Source organism: Amphritea sp. (genome assembly GCF_050300915.1).
In the GTDB taxonomy this organism is placed as follows: Bacteria; Pseudomonadota; Gammaproteobacteria; order Pseudomonadales; family Balneatricaceae; genus Amphritea.
Genome location: NZ_JBNKYN010000080.1, coordinates 1 through 20,404 on the forward strand (window position 1 = coordinate 1; position 20,404 = coordinate 20,404).

At 51.7% G+C, this 20,404-nt stretch carries 14 protein-coding genes; 9 read left to right on the top strand and 5 right to left on the bottom strand.

Annotation, left to right across the window (positions count from 1 at the left end; genetic code table 11):
• Both ACQY8X_RS17180 and ACQY8X_RS17185 read left to right on the top strand, forming a co-directional pair.
• On the top strand, window positions 1-357 hold a 357-nt coding region (locus ACQY8X_RS17180; RefSeq protein ID WP_428036365.1), incomplete at its 5' end, for a DUF4162 domain-containing protein.
• 1 nt (window position 358) lies between these two features.
• On the top strand, window positions 359-1,120 hold the full coding sequence (locus ACQY8X_RS17185; protein WP_091352288.1) for an ABC transporter permease: 762 nt from the start codon (window positions 359-361) through the stop codon (window positions 1,118-1,120).
• Between the two features lie 36 nt (window positions 1,121-1,156).
• On the opposite strand, the gene amt is transcribed toward ACQY8X_RS17185, so the two are convergent.
• Window positions 1,157-4,213, bottom strand: a complete 3,057-nt coding sequence (gene amt, locus ACQY8X_RS17190; protein ID WP_428036366.1) for an ammonium transporter — start codon at window positions 4,211-4,213, stop codon at window positions 1,157-1,159.
• A 701-nt stretch (window positions 4,214-4,914) separates the two neighbouring features.
• The gene (locus ACQY8X_RS17195; protein WP_428036367.1) at window positions 4,915-5,139 is read right to left on the bottom strand and encodes a hypothetical protein; all 225 of its coding nucleotides are present in this window, start codon (window positions 5,137-5,139) and stop codon (window positions 4,915-4,917) included.
• A gap of 593 nt (window positions 5,140-5,732) precedes the next feature.
• Between ACQY8X_RS17195 and ACQY8X_RS17200 the strand changes: the two genes are divergently transcribed.
• The gene (locus ACQY8X_RS17200) at window positions 5,733-7,181 is read left to right on the top strand and encodes a xanthine/uracil/vitamin C permease (RefSeq protein WP_428036368.1); all 1,449 of its coding nucleotides are present in this window, start codon (window positions 5,733-5,735) and stop codon (window positions 7,179-7,181) included.
• Window positions 7,182-7,291: 110 nt separating this feature from the next.
• Here ACQY8X_RS17200 and ACQY8X_RS17205 read toward each other — a convergent pair whose 3' ends face one another.
• The gene (locus ACQY8X_RS17205) at window positions 7,292-7,999 is read right to left on the bottom strand and encodes a response regulator transcription factor (protein WP_428036369.1); all 708 of its coding nucleotides are present in this window, start codon (window positions 7,997-7,999) and stop codon (window positions 7,292-7,294) included.
• A gap of 61 nt (window positions 8,000-8,060) precedes the next feature.
• Window positions 8,061-10,898, bottom strand: a complete 2,838-nt coding sequence (locus tag ACQY8X_RS17210; RefSeq protein WP_428036370.1) for a cache domain-containing protein — start codon at window positions 10,896-10,898, stop codon at window positions 8,061-8,063.
• Window positions 10,899-11,367: 469 nt separating this feature from the next.
• On the opposite strand from ACQY8X_RS17210, the gene ACQY8X_RS17215 reads away from it, so the two are divergent.
• Window positions 11,368-13,002, top strand: coding sequence for an acyl-CoA synthetase (locus tag ACQY8X_RS17215; protein WP_428036371.1), 1,635 nt, complete (start codon window positions 11,368-11,370; stop codon window positions 13,000-13,002).
• A 97-nt stretch (window positions 13,003-13,099) separates the two neighbouring features.
• Window positions 13,100-13,636 (top strand): hypothetical protein, encoded by a 537-nt coding sequence (locus ACQY8X_RS17220; protein WP_428036372.1) that lies wholly within the window; start codon window positions 13,100-13,102, stop codon window positions 13,634-13,636.
• 361 nt (window positions 13,637-13,997) lie between these two features.
• Here the strand turns inward: ACQY8X_RS17220 and ACQY8X_RS17225 are convergent, their stop codons facing one another.
• Window positions 13,998-15,008 (bottom strand): AraC family transcriptional regulator ligand-binding domain-containing protein, encoded by a 1,011-nt coding sequence (locus ACQY8X_RS17225; RefSeq protein WP_428036373.1) that lies wholly within the window; start codon window positions 15,006-15,008, stop codon window positions 13,998-14,000.
• A 196-nt stretch (window positions 15,009-15,204) separates the two neighbouring features.
• Here ACQY8X_RS17225 and ACQY8X_RS17230 point away from each other — a divergent pair, with 196 nt between their 5' ends.
• Genes ACQY8X_RS17230 through ACQY8X_RS17245 form a run of 4 tightly spaced genes read left to right on the top strand, consistent with a single transcriptional unit; the run spans window position 15,205 to window position 20,342 of the window.
• Entirely contained in the window at window positions 15,205-15,954 is a 750-nt protein-coding gene (locus ACQY8X_RS17230) for an electron transfer flavoprotein subunit beta/FixA family protein (RefSeq protein ID WP_428036374.1), read from the top strand.
• Between the two features lie 11 nt (window positions 15,955-15,965).
• The gene (locus ACQY8X_RS17235; RefSeq protein ID WP_428036375.1) at window positions 15,966-16,895 is read left to right on the top strand and encodes an electron transfer flavoprotein subunit alpha/FixB family protein; all 930 of its coding nucleotides are present in this window, start codon (window positions 15,966-15,968) and stop codon (window positions 16,893-16,895) included.
• Window positions 16,896-16,919: 24 nt separating this feature from the next.
• Window positions 16,920-18,665, top strand: coding sequence for an acyl-CoA dehydrogenase (locus ACQY8X_RS17240; protein ID WP_428036376.1), 1,746 nt, complete (start codon window positions 16,920-16,922; stop codon window positions 18,663-18,665).
• 27 nt (window positions 18,666-18,692) lie between these two features.
• A complete protein-coding gene (locus ACQY8X_RS17245; RefSeq protein ID WP_428036377.1) occupies window positions 18,693-20,342 on the top strand; it encodes an electron transfer flavoprotein-ubiquinone oxidoreductase in 1,650 nt (549 codons plus the stop codon).
• Window positions 20,343-20,404: the final 62 nt, after the last annotated feature.

Sequence of the window (20,404 nt, forward strand, 5' to 3'; positions counted from 1 at the left end):
CACTATATCGAAGAAGCGGAAGAGATGGCGGATCGCATCGGTGTTATCCGTAAAGGTAAGATTTTGCTGGTGGAGGAGAAGCAGGCGCTGATGGATAAACTGGGTAGTAAGTTGCTGAGTATTCGTCTGCAACAACCCGTCAGTGAAGTTCCTGAAGCGCTGGCGGAGTTCAGTCTGCAACTGGACGCCGATGGTGATACGGTTTCTTACCGCTATGACAGCCGTCAGGAGGGTGACAGTATTGCCCGCCTGCTACGCAAACTGACCGAGCAGGGGCTGGAAATACGTGATCTGAATTCCAGTGAGAGTTCTCTTGAGGAGATCTTTGTCAGTCTGGTTCATGAGCAGGAGCAGTAAGATGAATCTGTATGCAATCCGGGCGATCTATAAATTTGAGATGGCGCGTACCTTCCGTACCCTGATGCAGAGTATCGCTTCGCCGGTGCTCTCAACCTCGCTTTACTTTATCGTCTTTGGTACCGCGATTGGCTCACGCATGGGTAATATCGAAGGGATCAGCTATGGCGCTTTTATCATTCCGGGACTGGTGATGCTGTCACTGCTGAGTGAGAGTATCTCTAACGCCTCGTTTGGTATCTTCTTTCCCAAGTTTTCCGGCACTATCTATGAAGTGTTATCCGCACCGGTCTCTTCGATGGAGATTGTGATCGGTTATGTCGGCGCTGCCGCCACTAAATCGGTGACCCTGGGATTGCTGATTCTGCTGACTGCCCAGCTGTTTGTGGATTACCATATTCAACATCCTGTCTGGATGCTGGCGTTCCTGATCCTGACTGCGGTGACCTTCAGCCTGTTCGGTTTTATTATCGGTATCTGGGCCGATGATTTTCAGAAACTGCAGGTGATACCGCTGATGGTTATCACACCGCTGACCTTTCTCGGGGGCGCGTTTTATTCTATCAGTATGCTGCCGGAACCCTGGCAGACGCTGACGCTGTTTAATCCGGTCGTTTATCTCATCAGTGGCTTTCGCTGGGCGTTTTATGGCGTAGCGGATGTCAATGTGGCGGTCAGTCTGGGGATGACGATGGTGTTTCTGCTGATCTGTCTGACGGTGGTGTGGTGGATATTCCGTACCGGATATCGGATCAGAACTTAGTCTGTCCGAGGCTGATGGAAGGCTCCCGGCAGGGAGTCATTCCATCACCAGGGCCTCATTCGTTAGCGTTAGTTCAGTGATTTTATGCGCATCGATTGCTTTACTGAAATAGAAGCCCTGATACAGATCGCAACCCTGCTCGGCAAGAAACGCCAGTTGTTCCTGGTTTTCCACGCCTTCTGCGACTATTTCCAGCTCCAGACTCTTCGCCAGGCTGATGATCGCTCTGCAGATCGCTGCATCATCTTTGTTGGAATAGCACTCTCTGACAAATGCCCGGTCAATTTTAAGCACATCGACAGGAAATTTCTTCAGATAGCTCAGGGATGAATAACCGGTGCCAAAATCATCGATTGCCAGCTTAATGTTGATCGCTTTCAGCGCGGTCATGGCGGCAATACTCTCCTCGCTATTACCGGTCAGTGCTCCTTCGGTGATCTCGATCTCCAGCAATGCGGGATCAATGTTATATTCATTCAGGCACCGTTCGATACAGGGAACCAGAGAGGGTGAGTGCAGGTGATAGCCTGAGATGTTTACCGCAACCGGTAATAACGGCAGGCCTTCGCGGCGCCAGGCGTCCAGCTGACGGCTGACCTCAGTCAGCACCCATTCTCCAATCTCGATAATCAGGTTGCTGTTTTCAATCACTGGAATAAAGTCTGCAGGTGAAACAAAACCGTGCTCAGGATGCTGCCAGCGCAGCAGTGCCTCAAAGCCAACCATCCGATTGGTTTCGCAGGAAACCTTGGGCTGGTACTGCAAAAACAGCTGGTGGTTCGCCATCGCATCGGGCAGCTCGTTCTCTATTCTGGACTGCTGCTGAGCTTCCAGTTCCATTTGTGGTACGAATAACGTGTAGGTGTTGCGGCCATTTTTCTTCGACTGATACATGGCCAGATCGGCATACTGTAACATTCTTTCAGCGCTGACATCCGCATTGGTCGACAGAGCGATGCCGATGCTGGTTAATACGCTCAGGCGATTATCGCCGAACATGACCGGGTCCCGCATAATCTCAAGAATCTCAATCGCTTTCTTGCTGGCCAGTTGTTCGTTAATCTTGCCGGACAGAACGATAACAAATTCATCTCCGCCCCAGCGGGCGACAAGATCTGAATCCCGGGTTATCTGCTTGAGTCGCCGGGCTACTTCGCGAAGCAACACGTCCCCTGCATTATGCCCCAGGGTATCGTTGATCTTTTTAAACTGGTCCAGGTCAAGAAACATCAGTGCGATGGTCCCCGGAACGGTTTGGTAGCGGGTGATCAGCTGCTCAAGGGTACGCATCAGATAAGTGCGGTTGTAGAGTCCGGTCAGGGGGTCATTATAGGCCAGCAGTTTCAGGCGGTTTTGCAGTTTGACATGTTTGGTAATATCCCGCACATGCAGGGTGTACTGTTTATTGGAATCGGTCAGGTCGGTTGTCTGAGTAACAACAACCTCCGCCGGAAAAGGCTCTTTATCATAGCGTGTCAGCTCAGAGATATTTTGTCTTTTCAGTACCAGACCTTCACCGGAAGCAAACCCCTGGGAGAGGCTTTCCATGGCTACCCTGGACAAGCTTTCCGGCATAAAAAGACGGAAAAACTCTTTACCCAGGACGGTATGCGTCGTGATGCCGAAGCATTGTTCCGCAGCCGGGTTGAAACTCAGTATTTCACCCTGCTGGTTAATGGTGATAATGCAGTCCATCGCCGCTTCAAGGATAGCTCCATTGCGGTATTCGCTCTGTTTAAACGCTGCAAATGCGCGGTCGCGCTCCTGAATTTCCTGCTGAACTTTGTCAATAACCCGGTTGTACTCCTGTGCTATCTGGCCGACTTCAGTAAAGGGTTCAACTGGAACCGGTGAGGAATAATCAGAGCGGATCTGATGCTGGTTCATTGCCGTTAGCAGGTCAAATACCTCCGTAGTCACCCGGTGTTCGGAAACATTCAGGCCACTTAACTCATCGTCTGCAGAGACTCGCAAAGGGTAAACTTTGTTAATAAGGTAGAAGATGATATACGCCGTGGTAAAGCTGTACAGACCGATTGCTGCGATGCCGGTCAACTGGATTTTTAGCTGTTGCAGCGGCGTTAATCCGGTTTCAAGGATCGCTGGGTCGGCAAACAGTGCAACCGCCAGGGTTCCCCATATCCCGGCAAACAGATGTACCGGAATCACCCCGATGGCATCATCTATTTTTCTATATTCAAGCACCAGGCTGCCGATCACCACGATCACTCCGGCAATGCCGCCAATCAGCGCGGCTTCAGCCGGTGATACCGCATGACAGTTTGCGGTGATGGCAACCAGCCCACCGAGCACGCCATTGATAATTTGCGAGATATCGATAAAGCGAGAGGTTATATATTTGACAACGATGGCTGAAATTCCGCCCCAGAATGCCGCCAGACAGGTATTTAACAGAATAGCGGGAACGGCATCGGACCAGCTCAGGGTGCTACCGCCGTTAAAGCCAAACCAGCCAAACCAGATGAGCAGTGCTCCGAGCATCGCCATCGGAATATTGCTTCCGGGGATGTGTTTGTTGCCGTGGTCAAAGCGACCAATACGTGGCCCGATAACAAGAATTGCCGCCAGAGCCACCCAGCCACCGACGGAGTGCACCACGCTTGAGCCGGCAAAGTCGACAAACCCGTCCAGTTCCAGCCAGCCACTGGGGATATCTGAGACAATCCCGCCCCACACCCAGTGTCCGACAATCGGATAGATGAACAGGCTGATAGTGATGGTGGTCATAATATAACCGAGGTAACTCATACGCTCAGCCACCGCCCCGGAAACCAGTGTTGCTGCGGTGCCACAGAACATCATCTGAAAAAGAAATATGCTGATGTGTAAGGCTGAAGCACCGTTGCCGAAGAAGAAGTCACTGGTACCGATGATGCCAGCGTAGCTGCTGCCAAACATAATGGCGAAACCAACACTCCAGAACAGTGCGCTTGAAACGATAAAATCAGTGATGTTTTTAGCGGCAACATTGATGCTGTTTTTACTTCGTACCAGACCACTTTCCAGACATAGAAAGCCAGCCTGCATAACAAATACCAGCATGGCACCAAGCAGTATCCAGAGTATATCCATGTTGCAGACACCCATCACAATTGTGCAGGGCGCAAAGACGCCCTAGGTTTTAGTCAAAAATCTTACTCGTAACACGCGAATCTCAGCGGGTCGGTATAAGTCGTTTTTATTGTTAGGTGGTCTTATAACACGTAACGGCGATGATCCGTTTTATCTATAGAATTAATATGTTACGGCCATTGTTAGGCCGTTGGCAATAGCTCAGCCCGGTTGTCGGGCCGGGGTTGATACAGCGTTGACCACACTTGTACTGACTGCTCAGCATGGCGCTGACCTCTCAGCTAACCTCTGGGTTAGTCGATCATGGCAGGCGGACTTTAGGTCGGCACACTGTGCCCTTGAGTCTGTTCTGGCCGCCATCAGCGGGCGTTTCATCGGTAACAATCATCAGTCTGAATCAACCAGCCTCTTTGACTATTAACAGAATATCAGGCGTAACGGCAAGTAGTTTTGGAAGCCTGGCCGGACAGAACTGCCCAAAGAGTGGAATCTTTGTCAGGTTGCAGCGTATTGGTTATGGCGTCAGTGGACGGGGTAGTGCTATTGCACTGAGAGTCGAGGGAAAGCAAGAGGGATAAGAAACAGCGTTGCAGGGATAAAGCTAAAACAGTACGGGCGATAATCAGCGATGATTGAATCTATGCAGCGAGGCCTGACTTGTCTGGCGGGTCAGGCTTTGCTGCATAATGACCGGCATCGTATTAATGCCCGTAAACTGAGTTAGTGTTTGCAACAGGCTTGGATTTAAACAGATTCAGCGCTGCAGCAAAAATAGCTTTGATATGCTCTTTGCGTGCCTGACGCTTCTTGAGAATACGTGCCTGTTTCATTTCACGAGCCATACGCATGAAGTATTCACGCTCAGTTTCTGGCTGGTTCTGCTGCTGTTTATTGTAAAGGTCGATGTAGTAAAAGGTAGTTAGCATGATCATATTCCATTTTGTGCACTATATTAGTGCTTTTTTGATGCAGGGTTCGTTTGTTTGCATCTGCCTAGTGCAATTTGAGTTTACGCGCGAAGGTTATCCAGAATTGATGTTGCTGACAAAGTATACTTTTTCATCTGAATGATTAGAAAATCTAATCATTTGTTAATTGATTAGATCATTATCTCTCTTTTCAGGCTTTTATAGCGGCTGTATTGAATATTTTGGTTGTTTTTTATGCTGAGTTAATCATTTCTTTTAAATAAAGGTTGAATCTGTCATAAAGGGTTTTTTGTGATCTAAAATGGTGCGATGATTTTTAGTTGTGGGGGCTTGATACAGATCACTGATGCGGCTTGACCCCGGATGTTCCATAAAGACGCACAATATTAAAGGGATAGGTTTTAGTTTAAATGCAGGCCCTTGATACATTTCGTTATTTCTGAGAAAGATTGCAGCAAAACTCCTGTCGTTAAATGCCAGCTGCGCAAGTTTGTGTGTTCTGCCCGGATGAGAGAACCGGGAGGCTCAGACTGCAAAGTTTGTCTCTGCCTGAAAACAGAGCGAAGATAATAATGACAGGAATAATAATAATGTCTTTAAAGACCCGAGAGTTCGGTGCTGAGCAGCCTTACTGGCCTGCTGGTCCCTTCAAAATCAGACTACCCTTTATTCACTACCGTTGGGAAACTCCTGAGATGATTCAGGGGTTGATCATGTTCGTGGTCGGCCTGGCGATGATCCCCCTGCTGGAAAAGTATCTGGGCATGCCCTACGAAGCAGCCCTGGCGTTTACCTTTGTGGCGGGGCTGGGTTATATCCTGCCTGCGCTTCTCGGGGTGCCGCTGGTGCCGGGCTGGATTACCCCCGCCATCCCGGTGGTGCTTCTTTATCTGAAAGGTTTTGAACCGGGGCCCGAATCAATAAAGGCGTTGTTTGCGCTGCAGGTGGAGGTAACGCTGATCTTCCCGTTTCTGGGGGTTACCCGGTTAGGATCAAAGCTGGTTGATGTTATCCCTAACTCATTGAAGTCCGGCATCATTATCGGTGCTGGTATTGCCGCGATGATGGGTGAGCTGAAAGTGGGTGGACGGATCGATGCCACCCCCGTCTCGTTGATTATCGGTTCGCTGATCTCAGCTTATGTGTTGTTCTCCCTGTCATTTAAAAACGTAGTGGATGCAAGCCCCCTGGCGAAGAAGATCGCTAATTTTGGTATGGTGCCGGGCATGATTCTGGCGATGATCGTCGGTTGGAGTGTCGGTGAATATCCGCTACCGGATATCCAGTGGGGCATCACTAATCCAGACTTTGCTCTGATGTGGCAGTATCTTATCTTCTCGGTCGGCTTCCCCGGCTGGGATGTTTTCCTGCTGGCAATTCCGACCGCTGTGATCGCGTATGTTATCGCCTTTGGCGACATTATTGTGGGGTTTACGCTGGTGAAACGGGTCGATCATCTGCGCGCAGATGAAAGCATCGAAGACAGTGTTGACCGGGTGCATCTGGTCACGGCTATGCGTAATGGTCTGCATGCATTTCTGGCGCCCTGGCCGGGTCTGGCGGGGCCTCTGTGGACCGCAGCCCATGCAACCGTCGCCGAGCGTTATGCGATGGGCCGTAAAGCGATGGATTCTATCTACAGTGGTGGTGGTACTTTCTGGATTACCGGCCTGGTTGCGCTGTTTGTTCTGCCGCTGGTTACCCTGTTTAAGCCGGTACTGCCTATCGCGCTGTCGCTGACGCTGGTGTTAACGGCCTATATCTGCATTATGGTGGGTATGGAACAGCTGAAAAACTCAGTAGAGCGGGGTGTGGCGGGTATTGTTGCCGTGACACTGGCGATGCCTGATCCGAAATCGACTGTCTATGCGGTAGCTATCGGTCTGGTGTTGTACTTCCTCATCGAGCGACCAAAACTGCTGGGTAAACATAACCCCGCTGATGAAGTGATCTTTGCTGATGGAGAAGATGAGGCTTTGGGTGAGACGGCGAAAGCTGAGGCCAAAGCTAAGTCTGAAGCTAAGTCTGAAGCGGTGTAAACTGCCTGGCAGATGAGCAGGCCCTCGTCATAAAAGAACCCCCAGTAAGACCCAAAACCCGGCCTTAATAAGCCGGGTTTTTTTTGCGTCTGTTGTTATGGAACAGGGGCTTAGTGGCTCCAGCTGACATCGGTGGTAAGAATATAGCCGACACCGTAGATGGTCTTGATGATCTCGGGGTTTTTGGGATCCTTCTCTATTTTTTTACGCACCCGGGACATCCGCACATCGATACTGCGATCGAACGGCCCGGTGCTTTCTCCCATCAGCTGGTCTCTTGAGAGGATCGTTTTCGGTGCTTTCAGCAGTTTGATCAGCAGTTCATGTTCTGCTGAACTCAGTTCTATCTGCTTGCCTTCAGCGTTAATCATCGTAAGTGTTTTAGGGTCGTACTTCAGACCGGCAAACTGCACGTTACGGGTTTCTGTCTTAGGGTCTGGGCCGCTGTTTTGCATGCGTCGCAGCAGGCTGTTGACCCGCGCGACCAGTTCCCTGGGGATGAAAGGTTTGACGATATAGTCATCGGCGCCCAGCTCCAGGCCGAGCACTTTATCAGGTACGCTGTTGCGTCCCGAAAGAATCATGATACCGACATTGTGGGTGTCACACAGCTGTTTAACCAGCTCCATGCCATCCATATCCGGCAAGCCCAGGTCAATAATGCAGAGCGCCGGTGGGCGGGTGCGCAGTGCATGACATGCCTGAGCGCCGGTGGTGAAGCTGCGAACACTGTAGCCAAACTGCTCCAGCTCCTGGCTGACCAGTTGGCAGATATCTTTCTCATCATCAATTACATAGATTGTCTTATTATTATTCACTACTGTCTCCGCAAACAGAAAGGTGCCGGGTTCATTGTATTACTTTTCGGCTGATCTCTTCTCAATCATGAAATGCATTTTTCAGCTGTGTTATATCAAAAGGCTTATTAAGCCGTTGAAAGGCTGGGTTGATAGGCTTTTCCCCGTTTTGCTGGTAGGAATATCCACTGATCAGGATGATCCGGCAATGATTATTTCGCTGATGTAGCCAATTGGCCAGCGCTATACCATTGATACTACCCGGCAACATCACATCGGAAACCAGTCCATAGAGTTCTGGTAGTAGCGGGATCAGACGCCTGGCCTCTTCGGCGCTGTGGGTATCAATGACATCAAAGCCCAGATCAATCAACTGCTGTCGCACTACTGAACGGACATCGGGATCATCTTCTACCAGACATACCAGCTTTCCCTGTTGCTCCCGGGACGGTTTCTGGTTATTGCCCGGGCTTACCTCTGCTGTCTCCTGCGGGGCTTTTACTGGCAGTAACAGGGTAATCGTTGCTCCCCGGTTTGGGGCGTTCTGAATGCTGATAAAGCCTTTTGACTGCTTAATAAATCCGTACACCATGCTCAGACCCAGGCCCGAACCTGCGCCATTACTCTTGCTGGTAAAGAATGGTTCAAAGCACTGGGTCAGAGCCTGATCGGTGAAGCCCGTGCCGTTATCTGTTACACAGATTTCACAGTAGTGGCCGGGAGGTACCAGCTCGTCCATCACCAGTCGGGCTTTAACCTCGATGGTCTGGGTTACGAAGCTCAGCTCGCCGCCCTCGGGCATCGCATCTCTGGCGTTGAAGGCGAGGTTTACCAGTGCGTCTTCCAGGCGGCCAGGATCCGCGAATGGCCACAGCGGCGAGGGGGTTGTACGCATATGAATCGTAATTTTGTCCGGTAGTGAACTGGATAGCAGTTCTATGGTGTCCCGCAGCAACTTCTCTATATCGATCAGGGTAGGGGAGAGAGGCTGTCTGCGGGAGAACGATAGCAGTCGGCTGGTGATGTCTGCGCCACGCCGGGTTGCCCTGATGGCCGGTTCCAGGTAGCGGTGCAATTGATCATCTTCAATATAGCGATCACCCACGGAGTGCAGATTCCCGAGGATGATTGTTAGCAGATTATTAAAGTCATGGGCCAGTCCTCCGGCCATCTGCCCCACCGCATTCATCCGCTGCGCTTCGTTTAGCTGGCGTTCGGCATCTTTTTCGCTGGTGATATCGAAGGTCAGAATCAATACACCATTGACCTCTTTAGCGGGGTTAAAACAGGGGATCAGGATGCGCTTGCAGATCATCTGCCGCTGCTGATGTTGTTCGATATACTCCCCTGCGGTTTGCTCCCCTTGCAGTGCAGACTCAAGCTGCCAGTGAATCAGGTCGCAGCGTTCTTCGCCGATGACAGCCACGAGCGGCTGGTTAATCATGCTTGCCTTATCCTGTTGGAATAACTGGGCAAAGACCTGATTGACAAAGAGTATCTTGAGTTGTGGATCTATATAGGCGATCTGCGCGGGGAGGGCGTCGAGTATCTGTCGTTGCCGCTGCTCTGATTGTACAAGGGCCTCTTTGGCACTGGCCATCGATTCCGAGGCGATGATTAGCTGCTGATTTTTTTCAGCTAAGGCGTGGGTGCGCTGCTCTACCTTGATGTCGAGGTTTTTGATCGAGTCCCGCAAGCGCTCCACCATCGTATCAAAGGTATACGCCAGCAGTCCCACCTCATCATCACGGCGGATACCGCTTTTCGCGGATAGCTCCCCCTCTGAGACCCGCACCGCCGTGTCGGCCAGGCGTTTAATCGGCTGAGTGATCCATTGACTGAACAGCAGCATCAGCAGCAGTGCAACGATCAGGGCGATCACCGCGATGGTGATAATACGCTCGGTGAGCAGCTCCGAGCTGCTGCGCAGTTCATCAACATACACCGAGGAGCAGATATACCAGTCAAATCCCGGCAGATGACGCACCAGTGACAGTTTTTCGTAGCTGTAGTTACCTGGGTCATCCGGCCTGTCCCATTTGTAATAGAGCTCTTTACCGGTGTCCGCAACCTGCATCAGATCTTTTGCGATGGCGTTGCCGGTGACCGGGTTGGTTAGCTCGAGAAAGTTTTTACCGGCAATATTAGCATTCGGGTGAATCAGCATATTGGTGCGGGCGTCGAAGACAAACAGATAGCCGGTTGAGGCGATCCTGATCTCGTTAATGCCGTCACGCAGTTCAGTCAGTGCTTCACTGCGAATCTGTTCGATATCGGCATCCAGGTCATCCAGGTAGACGCCCGAGCCGATGACAAAGCCTCTTTGAGGGAAGTTTTTAACAAATGAGACCTTATCCAGCGGCTTTTCAGAATCGAGCCGGTTCCACTTATACTGATAGAAGCCTTCCCCCTGACTCAGTGCAAGATCTATCACTGCGCGAACCTCTGCATCGCCATCGTTAATGCGAAAGGTCGCAGTATCTTTACCCTGATAGCGAGGGTCAGGGTGGGATAGCAGGATACCGTTATGATCGGCGATCCAGATATAGTCATTATCGCCGTATTTAAAGCTTCTCAGCTGTTCGAATGCCGCCTGGCGCGCCTCGCTTGCGCTGAGGCCGTTGCGGCGTGCTTCGGCAACCGCGCTGACGAAGAAGGAGTCCGCCAGATCAACCACGGTGCGCAGACGTTTTTTATGCGATTCCAGTGCCTGGCTACGGTATTTCTCGGTATCCGCATACATCTTATTGGCGAGAGAAAAGACGCTGTTAAGGGCGATAGCACTGGAGTTTCGCTCGATCTCGAAAACCTTTTTTTTGATCACCGGAACCGAGTAAAAGTACACCGTGACAAAAATCATCGAGATGATAATCAGCAGAGTAAGGAAGAAACGTTGCATCAGTTTCGATCTGAAAAGCATAGTGCGGTCGTCTTGTCGGTGTTGTTTATTATTTGTGTCTCATTCTATAGAAAATGTCAGCCTGCCATAGGGCTTGTTACATTTCGTTATATTTCAGACAAATTGCGGCAATGATTGTGGGGTTTACTGTCCACTAAACACAGACTCAATACTGTGATCTATAACAATAAAAACGCTGACCAACGACACTGGTCAGGAGAGAGTAAAGATGCCTTCTCTGTATCCATTTAGTCATTTCAATGCTGAAGCTGGCCGTTATTACCCGGCGACTGTTCTGTGCTGCTGGTTAATGCTGCTTAATTGTCGCGCCCCACTGTTTTTGTATCCCCAGGGTACTGGTTTAAAACCTGGCTGCCAGCAATAACGACCAGAGCGATCTCGTTCCGGGTGGTTCATTTATACACTATTTCAGCTCTACACAGGATTCTGCTGCTCTGCGGGCGGCTGACAATAAGTACAGGAAATTACAATGTCTGAACATCACAACGTCTATAACCAGTCCCTCGATCAGAACCAGGCAAACTTCATGGCGCTGACGCCGCTGAGTTTTCTTGAGCGTAGTGCTAAGGTCTATCCAAACCGGATCGCAACGGTGCATGGTTCGCTACAGAGAAGCTGGGCTGAAACCTATCAGCGTTGTTGTCAGCTTGCCAGTGCGCTGGTGCAGCGGGGAATTGGCAACGGCGATACGGTATCGATTATTGCGCCCAATCTGCCAGAACATTTTGAAGCGCACTTTGGCGTACCGATGAGTGGTGCGGTACTGAACTCTATCAATACCCGTCTTGATGCAGAAGCGATCGCCTTTGTGCTGCAGCATGCGGAATCTAAAGTGCTGATTACCGAACGAGAGTTTTCTGCCGTCGTGCGTAAAGCGTTGAAGATGGTTGGCAAAAAGATCCTGGTTATCGATATTGATGATCCGACCTATGCCGAAGGCGAGCTGATTGGTGATCTGACCTACGATGCGTTTCTGTCTGAAGGGGATGCTGCCTTCCCTGGCGTCAGGCCCGCTGATGAGTGGGATGCGATTACCCTGAACTATACCTCCGGCACCACCGGTGACCCAAAAGGGGTGGTCTATCACCATCGTGGCGCCTATCTGAATGCGGTGAGTAACATTGTTTCCTGGGATATGGGCCAGCACCCGGTCTATCTGTGGACGTTGCCGATGTTTCATTGCAACGGCTGGTGTTTCCCCTGGTCGATTGCGGCCGCTGCCGGTACCAGTGTCAGCCTGCGTCATGTTCGTGCCGATATGATCTTTGAACAGATCAAAGCGCAGCAGGTGAATCATTTCTGTGGCGCACCTATTGTGTTGAATATGCTCAACTCCGCTCCGGCTGCCATGAAAGAGGGGATCGACCATCAGGTTAAAGTGATGACCGCTGGTGCAGCGCCACCCGCGTCAGTGATTCAGGGAATGGAGGAGCTGGGTTTCAAAGTGACTCATGTCTACGGCCTGACTGAAACCTATGGGCCTTCTGTTGTTTGTGCCTGGCATGAGGAGTGGGATGAGTATGATGAGGCGAAAAAGTCCCGTCTGAAATCCCGGCAAGGTGTGCGTGCTCCGATGCTGGATGGTCTGATGGTCGCCAATCCTGATACGCTGGAGCCTGTGCCACAGGATGGCGAAACCATTGGTGAGATCTTTATGCAGGGTAATCTGGTGATGAAAGGTTACCTGAAAAACCCATCCACAACCGATGAAGCGTTCAGTGGCGGCTGGTTCCATTCCGGTGACCTGGCCGTGTGGCATGCAGATGGTTATATCGAAATTAAAGACCGCTCCAAGGATGTGATTATCTCCGGTGGCGAAAACATCTCCAGTATTGAAGTAGAAGATGTGCTCTACCGTCATCCAAAAATTCAGGATGCGGCAGTGGTTGCCCGGCCCGATGAAAAATGGGGTGAAACCCCCTGTGCCTTTATCACCACCACTGAGGGTGAAACGGTTACCGAGCAGGAGATTATTGATTTCTGCCGGGCCAATATGGCGCACTTTAAAACCCCTAAGCGCGTGGTCGTCGGTGATCTGCCGAAGACCTCAACCGGCAAGATTCAGAAGTTTATTCTGCGACAGCAGGCAAAAGATCTGAAGTAAGAGCGTGTTGAAGTAAAACCGCGCTTATTCCGGCGCGCCTGAGAAGCAGGGAAGACGCTCTGCTTCTCACCTCTCCATGTCAGACGGAAAAATAATAATGAAGATAGCCGTAATCCTGACACCTGATACTGATGGTCTGTTTCGCCCTTTGGGCGAGCAGGCGTTAGCGAGTATTCGCGAAGCATTGTTGCTGAAACAGAATGACCGCGCCAGTAAGGTAGTAGTTGTCGCAATCGGACAGCCCTTAAGTGTCATGCAATCGGACAGCCTGACCCGGCAGGGCGTTGATTACACCCTGTTTAAGGCCTGTGACCGCAGTCCGGGAACGATGGAACTGGCCGAACTGTTGGTGGAGCTTGTCTATATAGAATCGCCTGATCTGATTTTTATAGGCCGTGATGACAGTGATAGCCAGTGCCAGTTGGGTAATCTGTTGGCAGAGCTGCTTGAGTTCAGATTATCTCAGCCGCAGCCGGGGAGCTGCCAGCATTACCGAACCCTGGTAATTCGTGAAATCGGTAATGGTATGCAGACAGCGAGGATCTCACTGTTACAGTCGGAAGGCTTGAATTCACTGTTTTCTCAGGATAAGTCTGGTGTTGACTGTCACCGGAAAGGTTTACTGACCGCTTGAGAAAAGACTGTGTTGCGGGCCGGATTATCGGTGTGTTGTACCGACTGAGTGATTGAGAACCATCCGGCTTGAGGCCCTGTTTATACAGGATTTATCGGGTGCATTGTGGCTCTGAAAGGGGGCTCTTTTGTCTGTTTGCAGCGTAAAGCGTCATAGATAGAGCCGTAGAGGGATTAAAAAAACCGGTCGCTGCTGCGCAGGACCGGCTAAAAGTTTTGGCTCTAAGGGCACGAGCCAATGAGTAATCAAGTAACTCAGGGAGTTTCATTCTGCGGACTTATACGGATTTTAGCCATAGCCTGAGCAGTCAGTGTTTTGATGAAATCGGACAAGGTAGGGCGGTTGTCAGCTCTCCGCTACTTTAGCTCTTGGATTTCCGATAAGTGCTGGGAGAGGTGCCGGTCCAGTGTTTAAATGCCCGGGTGAATGCGGCAGATTCAGCGAATCCCAGCAGGCGGGCAATGCGGGAGATGGGCAGGTTGGGCTGGCTGAGCAGGTGGATCGCTTCATCCCGGCGCACGCTGTCTTTCAGTTCCTGAAAACTGGTGCCCTCCTCATCCAGCTTACGTCGCAGAGTGCGGGTGGTGGTATGAATCTGTCCGGCAATCTCCTCCATACTGGTGTCGGCCATCGATTCCGCTTGCTCCAGATAGTCCATCACCTTGCGGGTGTATACCGGATAGTAGGATTGTCGTTTAAACCAGTCCAGCGGTGCACGGCGCAGATAGCTGCTGAGATTCTGCTGCGTTTGCACCACGGGAGATGTCAGAATCGAGCTGTCAAAGGCGAAGCTGTTTTCGGCTTGTTCAAACAGGGCGGGGCAGGGAAACATCAACCGATACTCCTCAAAGTGAGCCGGCTTGGCATGACAAAAAGTGACATATTTAAGGGGGATTCGCTGGCCGATCAGCCAGCTGGGGAAACGGTGCCAGAGCAATAGCAGAAAATCCAGCAGAGCGAACTCAGGGTCTTTATCCGGGTCGGTGAGTGTCAGCGTGAATATTGCGCTGTCTCTCTCCTCTCTGAAACTCAGGTGAGATGCCGGAACCACCAGATTATAAAAGTGAACAGCATGCTTATAGACCTCTCTGAGGCTGCCACTGTGGATTACCAGCTTGGCCATCAGTGCGAATACCCCATAGCGGGAAGCCTGGCTGCCAAGACAGAGATAATCGTCGTCGCCGTGTCGCTGGATTGATTGCACCAGGCGGCTTAGCTGCATCGGTGTGATACGAACCTCCTGGTTGCTTAGCAGCTCGCGGTTAAGGCCCGACTCCTGCATCAGCTGCTGCTCATTAAGGCCTTTAAGGCGGGCGCCTCTGAGCATGGCATTGGCAAAATGGATCGAAACAGAGTGGTGGCTATAGCTCATCTGAATATTCCGGCGCCATCGGTATGGCTGTCCTATAATGGTTTTGTTTATCCGATATTAACAGACTTGTCCGAAATTGAATGGGGTTATGTGTCCGAAAATATCAATTATAAGGCTTTTTTCGTTATTGTTGTTATAGGCTAGTAAAGGCAAACTAGCTCTCAATATAAAAACCTCAATCTACAAAGTGAGTGCTATGAAAATACTTGTCCCGGTAAAACGTGTAATCGACTACAACGTTAAAGTGCGTGTTAAGTCAGATAACAGCGATGTTGATCTGGCCAACGTTAAAATGGCGATGAACCCGTTCTGTGAGATAGCGGTAGAAGAAGCGGTGCGTCTGAAAGAGGCTGGCCTTGCCAGCGAAGTGATCGCGGTTTCCATTGGTGATAAAGCCTGCCAGGAACAGATCCGCACAGCGCTCGCGCTGGGGGCTGATCGCGGCATTCAGATCGAAACCGAATCCGCACCGGATGCCCTGTCTGCCGCTAAGTTGCTGAAAGCTGTAGTCCAGGCTGAACAGCCACAGCTGGTGATTATGGGTAAGCAATCTATCGATTCAGACAACAACCAGACCGGCCAGATGCTGGCGGCGCTGCTGGATTATCCGCAGGCGACCTTTGCGTCAGAGGTGAAAGTGGCAGGGGGCAAGGTTCAGGTTACCCGTGAAGTGGATGGTGGTTTGCAGACCCTGGAGCTGGATCTGCCAGCGGTTGTGACCGCAGACCTGCGTCTGAACGAACCCCGTTACGCTTCCCTGCCTAATATTATGAAGGCCAAGCGCAAGCCGCTGGATGTGAAAACTCCGGCTGATTTGGGTGTTGAACTGCGCAACAAAGTGACGCTGGTTGCGGTTAATCCGCCAGCAGAACGTCAGGCAGGTATCAAGGTAACATCGGTCAGTGAGCTGGTGGATAAGTTGAAAAACGAAGCAAAAGTAGTTTGAGGAGCAGGCAGATGACAATTCTGGTAATAGCGGAACACGATAACCAGGCGCTTAAGCCTGCAACATTGAACACTCTGGCTGCGGCACAACAGATTGGCGGCGATATTGAACTGCTGGTAGCAGGTTATAACTGTCAGGCGGTGGCTGATGCCGCTGCTGCAATCCCCTCTGTTTCTAAGGTTTTGCTGGCCGACAATGCGGCGTATGAACATCAGCTGGCGGAGAATATTGCCAAGCTGATCGCTGCACTGGTCAGTGGTCACAGCCACATTCTGGCACCGTCCACCACTAACGGTAAGAACTATCTGCCGCGGGTTGCCGCACTGCTGGATGTTAACCAGCTGTCTGATGTCATCGCGGTTGAGTCAGCTGATACTTTCCAGCGTCCGATCTATGCCGGTAACGCTATCGCTACAGTGAAGACTGAAGATACGGTCAAATTGCTGACGATCCGCGGTACTGCATTTGATGCAGTGGCGGCCGAGGGTGGCAGCGCCGCGATTGAAACGGTTACTGAAGTGTGCAATAGCGGTAACTCTCGTTTTGTCAAAGAGGAACTGGCGAAGTCTGATCGTCCTGAACTGACCGCAGCATCGATTATCGTCTCCGGTGGCCGGGGTATGGGTAACGGCGACAACTTCGACATGCTCTACGGTCTGGCGGATAAACTTGGCGCTGCTGTCGGTGCATCCCGTGCTGCGGTTGATGCGGGTTTTGTACCCAATGATATGCAGGTGGGTCAGACCGGTAAGGTGGTTGCGCCGGATCTCTATATTGCTGTGGGTATCTCCGGTGCGATTCAACATCTGGCGGGTATGAAAGATTCGAAAGTGATCGTAGCGATCAACAAAGATGAAGAAGCCCCGATCTTCTCTGTTGCGGATTACGGGCTGGTGGCTGATCTGTTTGATGCAGTACCGGAACTGTCTGGCCAGATCTAAAAAATACATTACAGGTAAAAGAGCATGAGTGACTACAAGCACCCCCTTACAGATGCCGAGTTTGTTCTGAATGAACTGGTAGAGTTCGATCAGCTGTGTGCTGATGCCGGACTTGAAGATATCAACAGTGAACTGGCGTCGGTTATCCTGACCGAAGCGGGTAAGCTGGGTTCCGGCATGCTGGCTCCTCTGAATCGCACCGGTGATCTGCATCATCCGGTACTGGGTGACAGTGGCGTACAGCAGACTGAAGGCTTTACTGAAGCCTATCAGGAGTATGTTGAGGGGGGCTGGGCCACGCTGACTGCGGCTGAAGAGTTTGGCGGGCAGAACCTGCCTAACGTGCTGGGCACCGCAGTTAATGAGGTTTGGCAGACCGCTAACCTGTCGTTTGCTCTTTGCCCGCTGCTGAGTCAGGGAGCGATTGAATCGATCAGTCACCATGGCAGCGACGAACTGAAACAGAACTTCCTGCCAAAACTGGTCAGCGGTGAGTGGACCGGCACTATGAACCTGACCGAATCTGATGCAGGCACCGATCTGGCAGCGGTGAAAACCAAAGCCGTGCCCAACGGTGACCACTATCTGATCACCGGGCAGAAGATCTTTATCACCTGGGGTGACCATCAGATGACCGATAATATCGTTCATCTGGTGCTGGCCCGTCTGCCGGATGCTCCGGCGGGCGTGAAAGGTATCTCACTGTTTATCGTGCCCAAATTCCTGCTGGATGAGAACGGCAATCCTGGTCAGCGCAACGACGCCTATGCGGTCTCTCTGGAGCATAAACTGGGTATCCACGGTAGCCCCACCTGCGTCATGAGTTTTGGCGATAATGGCGGTGCGGTGGGTTATCTGGTGGGCGAGGAGAACAAAGGCCTGGCCTATATGTTCACCATGATGAACCATGCCCGTCAGGGGGTGGGTCTGCAGGGACTGGCGGTCTCTGAAGCGGCTTATCAGCATGCATTGCAGTATGCAAAAGACCGGATTCAGGGCACCAATAAAGATGGCAGTCGCTATCCGATTATCCGTTTCCCCGATGTTCGTCGCATGCTGATGACCATGAAGTCCGGCGCTGAAGCGATGCGGGCTTTCTGTCTGGTGGCCGCCGCCGAAGCTGATCGCGGCAATGCTGCCCGGATTGAGTTGCTGACACCCATTGTTAAAGGCTGGGTGACTGAGTTCGCTCAGGAACTCACCTATCTGGGGGTGCAGATTCATGGTGGGATGGGCTTTATCGAAGAGACCGGTGCGGCGCAGTTCTACCGAGATGCCCGGATTCTTACCATCTATGAAGGCACCACCGGGATTCAGGCGCTGGATCTGGTCGGTCGTAAAACGCTGGTCAATGGCGGTGAATCCCTGCAAGCTCTGTTGGATGAGATGACCGCTGATATCGCCCAGTTTGAATCCCTGGGTGGTCAGTTCACCCTGGCAGCGCAACAGTGCCGCAGATCACTCGATAATGGTATTGCAGCCCGTCAGTGGTTGCTGGATAGTGCAGCGGATAAGAATGCCCCCGGCAGTGCCAGCGTTAACTTTATGATGCTGTTTGGTTTCCTCTGCGGTGGCTGGCTGATGGCGAAAAGTGCTATGCGGGCACAGGCTAAGCTTGACGCAGGTGAAGGTAATCCTGAATTCCTGCAAGCCAAGCTGGCAACGGCGCGGTTCTTCTGTGAACATATGCTACCCCGTACCCAGTCCTGCCTTGCCTCTGTGATGGCGGGCAGTGACAGCATAATGCAACTGGACGAAGAGCAGTTTTAGTAGCGCAAAACGACGAGGATAAAAACAATGCAAAGAGAGTCGATGGAATTCGATGTAGTGATTGTCGGTGCCGGCCCGGCCGGACTGTCCACTGCATGTCGTTTGATGCAACAGGCGAATGACGCCGGCCAGGAACTGATGGTCTGCGTGGTTGAAAAAGGTGCCGAGGTGGGCGGACATATTCTCTCCGGTGCGGTGGTTGAACCCCGCGCCCTGGATGAGCTGTTCCCCGAGTGGAAAGCGCAGGGCGCGCCACTGAAAACGGAGGTCACTGAAGACCAGATCTACCTGCTGAAAAGCGGCGAGAAAGCGACCAAAATCCCCAACGGCTTTGTGCCCAAAACCATGCACAACCATGGCAACTATATTGCCAGTGTCGGTAACCTGTGCCGCTGGTTAGGCGAGCAGGCTGAACAGTTGGGCGTAGAGGTTTTTCCGGGATTCCCCGCGTCACACATTATCTACGGCGATGATGGCCGGGTCGCCGGTATCGGCACTGGCGATATGGGGCTGGATGAAAATGGCGAGCAGAAAGACAGCTATATGCCGGGTATGGACCTGCTGGCGAAATACACCATCTTCACCGAAGGGTGCCGCGGCCATCTGGGCAAAGAGCTGATCGCTAAATTTGCACTGGATAAAGACGCCGATGCCCAGCACTATGGCATCGGTATTAAAGAGCTGTGGGATGTGCCCGCCGATCAGCATCAGCCGGGTCTGGTACTGCACGGTGCCGGCTGGCCGCTAAGCGACGCTGGTGCCAGCGGTGGTTTCTTCCTCTATCACGCCGAAGATAATCAGGTGGTAGTGGGGCTGATCACCGATCTCAACTACGATAATCCGCACCTGAGCCCGTTTGATGAGTTCCAGCGGATGAAACATCACCCACTGATCTCAAAGTATCTGCAAGGCGGCAAACGGGTCTCCTACGGTGCCCGGGCGATCACTAAAGGTGGCTTTAATGCACTGCCGAAGATGACCATGCCCGGCGCACTACTGCTGGGTTGTGACGCAGGCACGCTGAACTTCGCCAAGATCAAAGGCACACACACCGCGATGAAGTCCGGTATGATCGCCGCCGAAACTATCTTTGCCGCACTGACAGGGGGTGATGAAGGTGGTAATGATCTGACCGCATACGGCGAAAACTTCAAAGACTCCTGGGTCTATGACGAGTTGTACAGCAGCCGCAACTTCGGTCCGGCGCTGCACAAATACGGCACCATGATCGGTGGCGCACTGAACTATATCGATCAGAACATCTTCAGCCTGCCGTTTACCATCCGCGATAACCATGCGGATTACGCCCAGATGAAGCCAGCGTCTGAATGTGCGGCAATAAGTTATCCGAAACCGGATGGTGTACTCAGTTTTGACAAGCCTTCCTCGGTGTTTATTTCCAACACCAACCATGAGGAAAATCAGCCCTGTCACCTGAAGCTGAAAGACAGCAGTATCCCGCTGCTACAAAACCTGCCGACGTTCAACGAACCGGCGCAGCGTTACTGTCCTGCGGGGGTGTATGAAGTGCTGGAAAACGATGCGGGCGAAAAAGTCTTCCAGATCAACAGCCAGAACTGCGTGCACTGTAAAACCTGTGATATCAAAGACCCGGCCCAGAATATTACCTGGGTGGCGCCGGAGGGCGGCGGTGGGCCGAACTACCCCAACATGTAAAAAACGAACGCGCCTCAGGGCGCGTTTTTTACATATCAGCATAGTCAGAACGCGACTTCAGA

Bases quoted from the DNA above. Each gene is read 5' to 3' on its own strand.
- ACQY8X_RS17235 (WP_428036375.1), top strand. From the start codon at position 15,966: ATGACAATTCTGGTAATAGCGGAACACGATAACCAGGCGCTTAAGCCT.
- ACQY8X_RS17245 (WP_428036377.1), top strand. From the start codon at position 18,693: ATGCAAAGAGAGTCGATGGAATTCGATGTAGTGATTGTCGGTGCCGGC.
- ACQY8X_RS17210 (WP_428036370.1), bottom strand. From the start codon at position 10,898: ATGCTTTTCAGATCGAAACTGATGCAACGTTTCTTCCTTACTCTGCTG.
- ACQY8X_RS17215 (WP_428036371.1), top strand. From the start codon at position 11,368: ATGTCTGAACATCACAACGTCTATAACCAGTCCCTCGATCAGAACCAG.
- ACQY8X_RS17225 (WP_428036373.1), bottom strand. From the start codon at position 15,008: ATGAGCTATAGCCACCACTCTGTTTCGATCCATTTTGCCAATGCCATG.
- ACQY8X_RS17195 (WP_428036367.1), bottom strand. From the start codon at position 5,139: ATGCTAACTACCTTTTACTACATCGACCTTTACAATAAACAGCAGCAG.
- amt (WP_428036366.1), bottom strand. From the start codon at position 4,213: ATGGATATACTCTGGATACTGCTTGGTGCCATGCTGGTATTTGTTATG.
- ACQY8X_RS17230 (WP_428036374.1), top strand. From the start codon at position 15,205: ATGAAAATACTTGTCCCGGTAAAACGTGTAATCGACTACAACGTTAAA.
- ACQY8X_RS17200 (WP_428036368.1), top strand. From the start codon at position 5,733: ATGTCTTTAAAGACCCGAGAGTTCGGTGCTGAGCAGCCTTACTGGCCT.
- ACQY8X_RS17185 (WP_091352288.1), top strand. From the start codon at position 359: ATGAATCTGTATGCAATCCGGGCGATCTATAAATTTGAGATGGCGCGT.
- ACQY8X_RS17220 (WP_428036372.1), top strand. From the start codon at position 13,100: ATGAAGATAGCCGTAATCCTGACACCTGATACTGATGGTCTGTTTCGC.
- ACQY8X_RS17240 (WP_428036376.1), top strand. From the start codon at position 16,920: ATGAGTGACTACAAGCACCCCCTTACAGATGCCGAGTTTGTTCTGAAT.